Source organism: Paenibacillus sp. LC231 (assembly GCF_001860525.1).
GTDB lineage: Bacteria > Bacillota > Bacilli > Paenibacillales > Paenibacillaceae > Paenibacillus_AQ.
In genome coordinates this window covers 1-12,063 of record NZ_JFOM01000013.1, presented here as the reverse complement: position 1 = coordinate 12,063, position 12,063 = coordinate 1, and the positions used below count along the sequence as shown (strand labels likewise).

12 protein-coding genes and 1 rRNA gene are annotated in these 12,063 nt (G+C 49.6%); 12 read left to right on the top strand and 1 reads right to left on the bottom strand.

Annotation, left to right across the window (positions count from 1 at the left end):
• Positions 1-124 precede the first annotated feature (124 nt).
• The 10 genes from AK95_RS08755 (at position 125) to AK95_RS08710 (ending at position 9,863) form a co-directional block, all read left to right on the top strand.
• A complete protein-coding gene (locus AK95_RS08755; protein ID WP_071219588.1) occupies positions 125-505 on the top strand; it encodes an ATPase in 381 nt (126 codons plus the stop codon).
• 173 nt (positions 506-678) lie between these two features.
• Positions 679-966 (top strand): Asp-tRNA(Asn)/Glu-tRNA(Gln) amidotransferase subunit GatC, encoded by a 288-nt coding sequence (gene gatC / locus AK95_RS08750; RefSeq protein ID WP_071219587.1) that lies wholly within the window; start codon positions 679-681, stop codon positions 964-966.
• A gap of 20 nt (positions 967-986) precedes the next feature.
• Positions 987-2,444, top strand: a complete 1,458-nt coding sequence (gatA, locus tag AK95_RS08745; protein ID WP_071219586.1) for an Asp-tRNA(Asn)/Glu-tRNA(Gln) amidotransferase subunit GatA — start codon at positions 987-989, stop codon at positions 2,442-2,444.
• 30 nt (positions 2,445-2,474) lie between these two features.
• Positions 2,475-3,914, top strand: coding sequence for an Asp-tRNA(Asn)/Glu-tRNA(Gln) amidotransferase subunit GatB (gene gatB, locus AK95_RS08740; RefSeq protein ID WP_071219585.1), 1,440 nt, complete (start codon positions 2,475-2,477; stop codon positions 3,912-3,914).
• Between the two features lie 219 nt (positions 3,915-4,133).
• Positions 4,134-4,592 carry a GNAT family N-acetyltransferase gene (locus tag AK95_RS08735; RefSeq protein ID WP_071219584.1) on the top strand — a complete coding sequence of 153 codons (459 nt, stop codon included), beginning with the start codon at positions 4,134-4,136 and terminating at the stop codon, positions 4,590-4,592.
• Between the two features lie 49 nt (positions 4,593-4,641).
• Positions 4,642-5,355 carry an MgtC/SapB family protein gene (locus tag AK95_RS08730; protein ID WP_071219583.1) on the top strand — a complete coding sequence of 238 codons (714 nt, stop codon included), beginning with the start codon at positions 4,642-4,644 and terminating at the stop codon, positions 5,353-5,355.
• A gap of 194 nt (positions 5,356-5,549) precedes the next feature.
• Positions 5,550-6,161 carry a hypothetical protein gene (locus tag AK95_RS08725; protein ID WP_071219582.1) on the top strand — a complete coding sequence of 204 codons (612 nt, stop codon included), beginning with the start codon at positions 5,550-5,552 and terminating at the stop codon, positions 6,159-6,161.
• A 43-nt stretch (positions 6,162-6,204) separates the two neighbouring features.
• Positions 6,205-7,524, top strand: coding sequence for a DUF4097 family beta strand repeat-containing protein (locus AK95_RS08720; protein WP_071219581.1), 1,320 nt, complete (start codon positions 6,205-6,207; stop codon positions 7,522-7,524).
• A gap of 87 nt (positions 7,525-7,611) precedes the next feature.
• Positions 7,612-8,031: a peroxide-responsive transcriptional repressor PerR gene (gene perR, locus AK95_RS08715; protein ID WP_071219580.1), complete on the top strand. Its 420-nt coding sequence runs from the start codon at positions 7,612-7,614 to the stop codon at positions 8,029-8,031.
• 116 nt (positions 8,032-8,147) lie between these two features.
• Entirely contained in the window at positions 8,148-9,863 is a 1,716-nt protein-coding gene (locus AK95_RS08710) for a glycosyl hydrolase family 18 protein (protein WP_071219579.1), read from the top strand.
• A gap of 127 nt (positions 9,864-9,990) precedes the next feature.
• On the opposite strand, the gene AK95_RS08705 is transcribed toward AK95_RS08710, so the two are convergent.
• Positions 9,991-10,356: a YgzB family protein gene (locus AK95_RS08705; protein WP_071219578.1), complete on the bottom strand. Its 366-nt coding sequence runs from the start codon at positions 10,354-10,356 to the stop codon at positions 9,991-9,993.
• A gap of 187 nt (positions 10,357-10,543) precedes the next feature.
• Here AK95_RS08705 and AK95_RS08700 point away from each other — a divergent pair, with 187 nt between their 5' ends.
• Positions 10,544-11,422, top strand: coding sequence for a nucleotidyltransferase-like protein (locus AK95_RS08700; protein ID WP_071219577.1), 879 nt, complete (start codon positions 10,544-10,546; stop codon positions 11,420-11,422).
• 514 nt (positions 11,423-11,936) lie between these two features.
• Positions 11,937-12,063: ribosomal RNA gene (locus tag AK95_RS08695) — 16S ribosomal RNA — on the top strand; the annotation flags it as partial.

The following is a 12,063-nucleotide window of genomic DNA, read 5'->3' as shown; positions in this document are numbered from 1 at the left end:
CGTACGTTATCAGAAGAGAGACCGTATTTAGCGGAAGTTTTTCTTGCGAGATAAGGATGATAAGCCTCTGAAGTTTATATTTTCTTATCTCTTAAAAAAGGATAGACAACTCAGGAGGTAGACGATGCTGCGTTTAGGGGAAAAGATTACAATCGTTGCGGACGCCTTTGAGCAGAATCTTCCAATCGGTCAATACGGTTATATCATCGCCTATGACCGAAATCCGGACAATGCGTTCGATTACGTCATTCGGATTCCGAGCCTCAACCGTAATTTTTTTGTTCCGGCAGATGATGTCGAGCTGGAATCAATCGTGTTGAAGCAGGAAGCTGAGCGGGTCGAGCGGGAAGCGCTCATCGATTTCGCCCTGTCGACATATAATGAGAAGCTGTTTCATCAAGTGATGAACGGCGAGTTGGAAAGTGTTGAAGAGGAAGAAGAAACCAAGGAAGCAATATCCCAGGCGGATTTCATCAAACAAGTGAATCTTCGTGCTTGGATTTAGAAGAGTCGGCTGAGGCCGACTCTTTTTTGATGGAATGGAAAAGTAGCTCCGAAGCAGCAAGCATCAAGCTGTTTGGATTGAATCTTGCATGCTTCTACAATATAATGAGAAAAGTTGTCGTGACAGACTTTACCCCTTTAACTGGATAGGGGCATGAAGGAGGATGCAAAGCCATGAGCATTACCGATAAGGATGTTCAGCATGTAGCGAAGCTGGCCCGTTTGAATTTGACGCCTGAAGAAGAGCAGATGTTTACCGGCCAACTGAATGCGATTTTACAATATGCCGAGAAGTTAAATGAATTGGATACAGAAGGTGTTGAGCCGACTACACACGTGCTTCATCTCAGCAATGTCATGAGAGAAGACGAGGTACGCGAGAGCTTGCCTATCGAGAAGGTGCTGCTTAACGCACCGGATGAAGAAGACGATCAAATTAAAGTACCTGCTGTATTGGAATAGCCTGAAGGGAGGATACACACTTGAGTCTGTTTGATTACAAGTTAACGGAGATACATAATAAGCTGCAGAATAAGGAGCTTTCCGTAACCGATCTGGTTGACCAAGCTTTTACTCGTATTTCCGAACGTGAGGATCGGGTGAAGGCATTTATTACTTTGGACGAAGAAGGCGCTCGTTCATCCGCCAAGGCTTTGGATGAGAGGCTGGCTTCAGAGGGAACGCGCGGACTGTTGTTCGGGCTTCCTGTCGGAATCAAGGATAATATCGTGACAGAAGGACTTCGCACCACATGCGCTAGTCAGTTTTTGTCCAATTTCACACCGGTTTATGATGCAACGGTTGTCGGTAAGCTACGTGCAGCGGATACGGTGACAATCGGCAAGCTGAACATGGACGAGTTTGCAATGGGAGGCTCCAATGAGAATTCCAGCTTCTATCCCGTGCGCAACCCATGGGATTTAGAGCGGGTACCCGGCGGATCAAGCGGCGGCTCGGCTGCGGCCGTAGCTGCAGGTGAAGCTTACTTTGCGCTGGGGTCGGATACAGGCGGTTCCATCAGGCAGCCTGCCTCTTATTGCGGTGTCGTGGGACTGAAACCAACCTATGGCCTCGTATCCCGTTTCGGCCTTGTTGCCTTTGCATCATCGCTGGATCAGATCGGACCTTTGACGAAAAATGTGGAAGATTCCGCTTATGTCCTGCAAGCCATTGCCGGTTACGATCCGATGGATTCGACATCTGCCAAAGTGGACGTGCCCGACTATCTGAGCGCATTATCCGGAGACGTTACCGGTCTTCGCATTGCTGTGCCTAAGGAATACCTGGGCGAGGGCGTTGACGCTGAAGTGAAGGAAACCGTCCTGAACGCACTGAAGGTGCTCGAAGCGCTGGGCGCTACCTGGGATGAAGTTTCCCTCCCGCATACCGACTATGCGGTAGCAACATATTATTTGCTCGCTTCTTCGGAAGCCTCGTCGAACCTGGCCCGCTTTGACGGCGTGCGCTATGGCGTTCGTTCCGACAATGCAGGCAGCCTGATCGACCTGTATCATGAGTCCCGCAGCCAAGGCTTCGGCGATGAGGTGAAACGCCGCATCATGCTGGGTACCTATGCGCTTAGCTCGGGTTATTACGACGCCTATTATTTGAAGGCACAGAAAGCCCGTACACTTATCAAGCAGGACTTCGATAAAGTATTCGAGCAATATGATGTCATCATCGGACCTACAGCTCCGACTACGGCTTTCAAGCTCGGAGCTCAGGTGGACGATCCACTGACGATGTATTTGAATGATATCCTGACGATTCCTGTCAGCTTGGCAGGTGTGCCGGCAGTCAGTATTCCTTGCGGGTTCGCGGACGGACTGCCTGTAGGTATGCAAATTATCGGCAAAGCCTTTGATGAGTCGACCGTACTGCGCGTCGCGCATGCCTATGAGCAAAATACTGAACACCACAAACGGCGGCCTGAACTGTAAACCGGCGGCAGAGAAGGAGGGAAACAATCGATGTCTACATCAAAATATGAAACGGTTATCGGATTGGAAGTGCACGTAGAGCTGCATACGAATTCCAAAATATTTTGCGGCTGCTCCACTGCGTTTGGAGCCCCGCCGAACACACATACATGTCCCATCTGTCTGGGCCATCCCGGCGTGCTGCCTGTATTAAACCGCCAGGCTGTGGAATATGCCATGAAAGCTGCGATGGCGCTGAACTGCACCATCGGCGATGTCAGCAAATTTGACCGCAAGAACTACTTCTACCCGGATTCCCCGAAAGCATACCAGATTTCCCAGTACGATCAGCCGATCGGTGAGAACGGCTGGATCGATATTGAGGTGGACGGAAAGACGAAGCGAATCGGGATAACCCGGCTCCATCTGGAGGAGGATGCCGGTAAACTCACGCACGTGGATGGCGGTTATGCCTCGCTGGTTGACTTTAACCGCGTAGGAACGCCGCTGGTTGAGATTGTGTCTGAGCCTGAGATCTCGACGCCGGAGGAAGCCAAAGCTTATTTGGAGAAAATGCGTGCGATTATGCAATACTGCGACGTATCGGACGTGAAGATGGAAGAGGGGTCGCTTCGCTGCGACGCTAACATCAGTCTTCGTCCATGGGGACAGAAGGAACTCGGCACGAAGGCCGAGCTGAAGAATATGAACTCCTTCCGCGGCGTACAGCGCGGCTTGGAATATGAGCAGTACCGGCAAACGGAAATTCTCGATGAGGGCGGCGTGATCGTACAGGAAACCCGCCGCTGGGACGAAGCGCAGGCAAAAACCTTCTCCATGCGCGGGAAGGAGCAGGCGCACGACTACCGTTATTTCCCGGACCCGGATCTGGTATCGGTGCATATTAGCGAAGAGTGGAAAGAGGCCGTTCGTGCAACGATTCCGGAGCTTCCGGATGCCCGTAAGGCACGTTATGCTTCGGAGTATGGATTGCCGGATTATGATGCTGCGGTCATCACGTCGTCCAAGCTGCTCGCCGACTTCTTCGAGGACAGCTTGAACTATACGAAGGATGCTAAATCCGTTTCGAACTGGATCATGGGAGATTTGCTGGGTTATTTGAATTCGAACAATCTGGAGCTGTCTGAAGTGAAGATCACGGGCCAAGGCCTGGGCGAGATGATCGGATTGATCGAGAAGGGAACCATCAGCAGCAAAATCGCCAAAACCGTCTTCAAAGAGATGCTGGAGAGCGGCAAGCTGCCTGCGCAAATCGTCGAGGAGAAGGGCCTTGTCCAAATCAGCGATGAAGGAGCAATCAAGAGCATTGTCGAGCAGGTGGTTGCAAACAATCCGCAATCCGTGGAGGACTACAAGGCAGGTAAACAGAAAGCGATCGGCTTCCTGGTGGGTCAAGTGATGAAAGAGAGCAAGGGAAAAGCCAATCCTGCGCTGGCCAACAAACTGCTGGTTGAGGTGCTGAACGGATAATCAACGTGTATCCGCCATGTTCTTCGAATTGTTTTTTAGGTAATGGGAGCTTGCCCCGCATCAGGGGCAAGTTCCTTTTTAAGATATCGGAAAGTATAAACATCGGAGGGTCTGCTGCCTGATATCGCAAGAAAGACTACCCCTTAACGCGGTCTTTCTTCTTTTGAGCGCACGTCGATAGACGTTTTTCTTATAATAACTTGGTCAGGGGATGAATATATGATAAGAGCATTATCTTTGGAGGATAGGGATACCGTCCAGCAGATATGGAGTCTGCAGCACATGGCGTACCCTTTGGAAGCTGAATTAATCGGATTCTCGGAAATCCCTCCGCTGCAGGATACCTTCGATACGATCCGTTCGAGCGGGGAAACCTTTTTTGGTTATATTAATGAAGAAGGCGATCTTATCGGAGCAATCGCAGTCGAGCCGGAACAGGAGCAGGTCACCATATCACGAATGATGGTCCATCCGGGTCATTTTCGCAAAGGGATCGCGGGGACATTAATCCGCCACGTGTTGGAATCCTATAAGGAGGCGCCCATGTTCGTAGTCTCAACAGGGACGCGCAATACGCCTGCGGTAACCTTGTATGAGAAATTCGGGTTTGTTAAAAATCACGCTTTTGAGGTTGCTCCGGGTGTGGAATTGACCGAGTTCCATCTTCATATACAATGAATGATAAAGCATAAGCGACTGAAGCAGACGTGAGGGGAGTATCGTTCTTTTGAATAATCCTTGGGTGATAGATAATGTATCCATTTTATTAAGATTGCTGCTGGCTATGCTGCTTGGCGGCTTGATCGGTTTTGAACGGGAACGTTCGAACCATGCTGCAGGGCTGCGCACGCATATATTGGTATGTTTGGGTTCTACGCTTATTATGCTGTTATCCATTTACGGTTTCTCCGATTTTGTAGACGAGATTAACGTTCGGATTGATCCAGCGCGCTTGGCAACGGCCGTCATTACAGGGATCGGTTTCTTGGGTGCCGGTACCATTCTGTTTACAGGTAAATCCATTACCGGACTAACCACTGCTGCGTCCATCTGGGTTGTGGGGGCCGTGGGGTTAGCGATTGGGGCCGGCTTTTATTTTGCTTCGATCGTATCGACGGTGCTAATTCTACTTAATCTGGTTGTCTTCAATAAGCTGGAGCAGCGTTACATCCGCGGCAGCAAACTGCATCTGATTACTGTCCACGCAGCGAATACGCCGAATATTTTGGATGACATATCCGCTGTTCTGGAGGAACAGGAATTCGTGATCAAGAAGCTTATCGTTAACGAACGAAGCGGTGCGGCATACGGGGAGCTGCAGCCTGCGGTATTAGGGCTCGAAATCTCGCTGCAGGTCTTGACCGATCGCAAATTCGAACCGATGGAGATCACCCGGCAGTTGCGGGGAATCGGCCATGTAACGATGGTAACGGCTGAATAGGGTAGGGAATGAAGCATAACAAACGGCTACTGCTGAACCACCGGCGGTGCCGTTTTTTTGTAGCTTTGCCAGCTTTCTGCGGACGGTCTATCCAGTTTTTTGCCAGTTACTTCAGCTCCTTGTTGGGGTACTATCAAAGAAAACATCGTAAAACAACGCCTGTCCCAGGATGTTTGGAAGGAGGCGAGAAGGTTATGAATCCAACACCCGAACCACAAACCCAAGTCAGCAAGAAGAAACGGCATCAGGTCCAGGTTAGGCGACACCCGGGGCTGCAGCGAAAAAAGCGGAAATTATACGCACTTCTATTAGCCGCTCTCATTCCGGGTCTGGGTCATTTGTACCTCGGTATGTACCGTAAGGGGATAACATTTATAATGTTGCTGCTGCTGGACATATCGGCGCTTTTATATTTTTCTTCCATTGGAATGCAGATCAATGTACCGCTGCTTGTCGTTCTGGGTCTTCTGATACCGGTGGGGTATTTTTATAACGTGTATGACGTGCTGCAGGCAGCGGAATATATTATTTCCCGAAAAAGACGCGGTGAGGCAGCGGCTGCTGCTTCCGAGGACGGATCAGGACGGAATCATCCGTTCAGGGGTGAGCGGGGAATCGCTTTTGGCCTCATGTTGGTTGTTACCGGGGCGCTGCTCATTTTGTTTCACCAGAAGCCGCCTTGGCTGCAGGCAGGAATCCGCGATTATGGTGCGGAAGCCTCTGCTATCATGCTGATCGTTATCGGGATATGGGCGGGGATCCGGGAAGCTCTCCGCCACCGAAGAGACAAGGGCAAATCCCTATAACGCATACAGTGGTACGGTGATAACCGATGAGGGGAGGAGACGGATGAAACATAAAATTAGAGTGGGACGATATACAGCCGCCTTGCTGCTTGTATGCACGGGCGTTTTATTGCTGTTGGACGAGTGGAGAGGCACGGATTATATATTTATGCTCCAGCGCTGGTGGCCGCTGTTGTTTATCCTGCTCGGTGTTGAATATATAGTCAGGTACACGCTGTCGCGTCTCTTGGGCAGACGCAAAGAATTTCGGTTTCGGCCTGACTTGAGGGGGATTCTGCTGGCAGTGGCTGTTACGGCCTCCGTATTCGTCATTTCCCAGCAGGAGCATTTTCTCCATCTCTGGAATCGGGTGAGCCTGAATTTGACGGCGGCGGGAGTGGATTACAGCGAAGCTGAAGGTAACCGGTTCGAGAAGCCGATACTGGAGATTCCCGTTGAACTTGAAACCGAGAAAATCATCGTCGATCACTTAAACGGGGACATCTCCATCACAAGGCAGGATGTAGACGATATCAAGGTGGAGACGGAAGTATGGGTCGATCAGGAGCAGCCCGGTTTAGCCGAAGCGATCGCCGAGCAGTCGACGATCGAAGTGGGGGAAGGCAAGACGATTACGATTCGGTCCAAGGGGAAGGCCTATGGAGAATCGGGCAAACGGCAGCCCCGTATGAATGTGAACATCGCGGTTCCGGATGATCGACGATTCAATTTTGAGATACGGACGATGAACGGTGCCATAACCCTAAACCGCGTGGAAGCGATTGAGAATATTTTGCTGGAGAGCGGTAACGGGCCCATTACGATGGATCGGATTTACGGAAATGTTACGGGCAAGACCTTAAATGGCGACATGACGGCGCGCGGCGTTACCGGTCATATTAAAATGTCGACTAACCGGGGGAATATGCTGGCCGTCGACATTACGGGCGAAACGGATTTGACCACGCAAGTGGGGAATATGACGGTAAAGCGAACGAACGATCATATCCGGGTTCAGACGAGAAACGGCAACATTCTGATCAGCGGGGCAGAGTCGCAATTAAGCGCTGAATCCCTCAATGGTGGAGTGGCTATACGGTCATCCCGCATTGGTGGCGATTGGAATGTGTATAGTGCGGTTGGTGAGATGAACCTTCACGTTCCGCTCGAGGGTGATTACAAGCTTGAAGGGACGATTAGCTATGGCAGAATTCTGACAACGCTGCCCAATCTTCTAATTGAACAGAAAACCATTTCCGGCGAATCCGGTACAGGCGAACATTCCATTCATATAGAGGGAAACAGTAATCTGAACATCTTCCGAAGCTATCCGGAACAGGAGGAAGGCCGGAACAGCGGGGGCTGGACGCCTCTGCCGGATTGACAACATTCCAAGAAACGCCGTACAATGAAGTCTAAGAACGTTATAGGTTTTGTAAAAACCAGTTAAACTTAAAGGCGGTGGGCAACCATGGGAACGTCCGTACAGCATGCGCTGGAACAACTGAAAACGACCGGTGTCCGTATCACGCCGCAACGTCATGCAATTTTAACGTATCTGGTGGAATCTATGGGCCATCCGACAGCGGATGATATTTATCGGGCTCTAGAACCTAATTTTCCTAGTATGAGCGTAGCCACAGTATACAACAATCTAAAAATGTTTATTGAAGCCGGCATGGTGCGTGAGCTGACCTACGGGGACAACTCGAGTCGTTTCGACGCTAACGTATCGGATCATCATCATGTCATATGCCAGAGTTGCGGTAAAATTGAAGATTTCAGCTATCCGTCCCTTGAAGATGTTGGAATACAAGCGGAGAAAAGCACCGGGTTTGAAGTAAAGGGACTACGAATGGAGCTGTATGGGCTCTGCAAGTCCTGCCAATAGACGCCGGTTGTTATAAATAAACGTGCGGAATGAACCATTCCACACGTTTTTATTTTTAAGGGCGCTATTCGGCGTCAAGGAGTTAGTAATGAGCGAGAGTGAAATGGGGGAGTAGTTTGGCAAGAAGAAGATATCGGGGAAAGAAGAGGCGCACGAGAGGGGGCTCTTTCTTTCTGGGGTTGTTGTTGATCGCGGCGGGCGCTTGGTGGGTTGTCACCACATTATTTCCGAACCAGACCTATACCGTGCCGGATTGGCGTGGAATGGACAAGCCGATTTTTGTTCAGGGAGAGCTAAAGGAACAGCCTGCCCGGGGCTCCGGTGAAGAGCTGCTGCTGCCGATAACGGTTATTCAGGAGAGCGTGGATGCCAACATTCGTTATGAGGAAGAAACAGAATCCGTCCTTGTAACGACTTCGGAATCCGTATTCCGCATGAAGATGGAGAGCACGAAGGGCGAGCTGAATGGCAAGGCGGTTACCATTCCCTACGCACCTAAGCTGATTGACGGCATTGCCTATGTTCCGATTAAGCCGCTCAAACAGCATTATGGCGTGACCGTTCACGAAGACTCGGCGACAGGCGCCATTATTCTGATGCGTGCGGGGGATTCGATTCAGCTTGCCGAAGCAGCACCCGGTAATCCTGAGGAAACCGTGGCTCTACGTGAGAGCGGGGAGAAGAAGTCTCCGATTGTACTGGACATGCCGGCCGGTGAGCGGCTTCGCGTATGGCGTGAAGAAGCGGGGCGGTTATTCGTTCAGGCAGATAACGGGTATACGGGATATGTTCCCAAAGAGCAGGTTAAACTTGGGGACGTAAAGGAAATTCCGATGCTTGCGCAGACTCCTTCGCGGGCCGAGCTGGAATGGAAGGACAAGGCGGTCAATCTGGCATGGGAAGCTGTTTATAATAAAAATCCCAGCACAGATAGCATTGGCGAACTGCCCGGTGTCAATGTGGTCAGCCCGACCTGGTTCAGCATTGTGGATGGTGAAGGCACGGTCAAATCTAAAGCCGTTCAGCAGTATGTAAGCTGGGCCCATAACAGGAACATGGAGGTTTGGGGTCTGATGGACAACAGCTTCGATCCGGATATGACAACCGAGGCGCTGTCTACTTTTGATAGAAGATCGCATATTATCGAGCAGATGCTGGCTTATGCCAAACAATATAAACTCGACGGAATCAATATCGACTTTGAAAATGTTCATACCAAAGATAAGGATCATGTCGTTCAGTTCGTCCGGGAGATGAAGCCGCTGGCCAAAGCCAGAGGGCTTATCGTTTCTATCGATGTTACGCCAAAATCGAACAGCGAGATGTGGTCGCTCTTTCTCGATCGGAAACGACTCGGAGAGACGGTTGATTACATGATGGTGATGGCTTATGACGAGCACTGGGCCGCGAGTCCGAAAGCGGGATCCGTATCCTCGCTGCCATGGGCCGAGCAGTCGGTAAGGCGAATCATGGAAGAGGACGCGGTACCGTCATCCAAGCTGGTGTTGGGCGTACCGCTATATACACGGGTCTGGACGGAAACAAGCGAAGCGGGAGAGACGAAGGTGTCCTCCAAAGCGATTGGCATGGAGAAGCTGCAGGCCTTGCTTAAGGAACAGAAGGTGAAAGGTACGCTTGATGCCGGTACAGGACAGAATTATGTCCAATTCACTGAGGGAGAATCCATCAAGAAAATATGGATGGAGGACGGCACTTCTCTGCAATCCCGAGTGAATATGGCCAAAAAGCTGAAGCTTGGCGGCATTGCTTCGTGGAACCGAAGTTTTGCCATTCCGGAAACCTGGCATGTTCTGAAGACCATACATGATTAAGGATTAGTAGAACTTATTTTCATATCATAATAAAGAACCCGGTTATCACGAGGATAACCGGGTTCTTTGTGTTTAATCGTCCTACGAGTTGCAAATCCTATTGAGTAGCAGGTTTCTGCATATCACTTTAGGATCTGGTCTGCTGGGCTTCAAGCTCTTCTGCTGTGATGTTGGCCTGGCTTGGATCCAGTGTCAAAATCGTATGGCAGAACATGCAGCGGTCGGTTTTACCCAACATCTTGGTCAATTTATTGCATTCCGGACACTGAATTTGGACGGCACTCGTGGATAGCATACCCGCCCAAAAGTAAATGCCGAGACTCCCCAGCATCATAATCAGGCCAAACACCAATCCGATTCCGGCAAATATTTTGCCTGCTTGGCCGAAGAATACGATTCCGGCTGTACCAAGCACCATAAGGCCCATACCCAACATCGTCAGCAGCAATCCCCAAGTGCGGAAGGCGTTGATTTTTGCGTTCTTAAAGATCATGGCTCGAAAACTCCTGTCATTCAAATAGTTGTTTATGAAATAACGTGAACCGAGAAATGAAATCTGGTATATTCGTTTATCGCCTTCATAAGATCTTATCTCCTAAAAGAAGGAACTTACATGGACATGTAGAATTACATTATAACTGAAATGGCTGAAATTCGCCAAGGAATGTATGGAGGGAAACGTGGAATTAACCAACTTTTCTTTTTATTATGGAAATACGGTTGATGAGGATGCTGTAGGGGCGATAGCATACCGTAATTCGGACAAAAGGCAGCAAGGATTGCTTGTTTATGATTTTGAGGTCAATATTGTTGTAGCGTATGACAGAACACCTGATGAGCCTCCCATCCAGCATTCTATTGTAGGCGGGGAACGCTGCCAGGTGATAAGCATTGGGCTGGATGATTTGCATCGGGAGCTTCTGAGCGGCACACATAAAGTATTGATCAAATGCTTCCTAGAAGGAGATATCATAAAAGACGACCAAGATCGCCTGTCCAATCTGCGCCGTGATTTCCTAAGGTTTGCTGAACCGTTCCGGGAGCAAAAATTGTTTATTGGATTTGCCCACTTCTTGCAAAAGTATATGGATGCCAAGATGCTCTTGAAGGAAGAGCGGGGTCTGGATGCTTACCATACTCTATTAGAAGGCCTGCATCATTGGGGGCAGCTTGAACTGATCGAGCGGGGAATTCATCCGGAATCGGCTGTTTGGGAGCAGATTACAGGATTGAATACACCCGTCCGCAAATTATATGAAGAACTTACGGTCAGTACGGAAACGCTCGGCCAGCGAGTGGAGTTGGCCCTGCTGGCCTATGAATTCTCTATGATATCCAAGCTGGAGAGCTCAGCAGCGCTGCTGCTCCGCGTTTTAAGAAGCCGACGGAATCCCTGGACGATACAGGAGCTTATTCTCCACCCTGAGCTGGCACCTGTATCCAAGGAACTGCCGATCGTGATGCGCAAGCTGGTCTATCAATCGCTTGTGAAGGAAGTTCCGATGTGGAGAGGTGTTCGGTCTTACGGAACAGAAGCCATTCGGTACTACACCGACTAAGGAAGGACGCGAGTCCTTCTTTTTTTGTGCCGAAGTATTGGATATAACGGTTATAAAACAGCGTCTCAGGAAACAGTATCTAACGTTAGTGTGGATAATAGGATGTATCAGTCATGCAAAAATGTGTCAGAACGTTTGTTACAAGAAGTCGAAAAAAAATTGGCGAATCATGTTGACGAGCCACCTGTTTCTGTGATAAATTATAACTCGCCCCTTCGAAAGGGACTTTGATAATTCGGTTAAGAAAATGTCGAATTAAAAAAGTTTTCAAAAAAAGTTCTTGACGAAATGATGGGCACCATGATATATTATAAAGGTCGCCGCTGAAAATGAGTTTTCGGCGAAAGACAAAGAAGTTGATCTTTGAAAACTGAACAACGAGTGAGTAAAACGAACCACTTTGGTGGGGAGTTGAAATAGAGAATTGAACAAATTCTCGTCAGTTAAGAAATGAGCAAGTCAAACATAGGATGGAACACCTCATCACCTTCGGGTATGAGATTCCTTCCGATCCTTATTGGAGAGTTTGATCCTGGCTCAGGACGAACGCTGGCGGCGTGCCTAATACATGCAAGTCGAGCGGACCTGATGGAGTGCTTGCACTCCTGATGGTTAGCGGCGGACGGGTGAGTAACACGTAG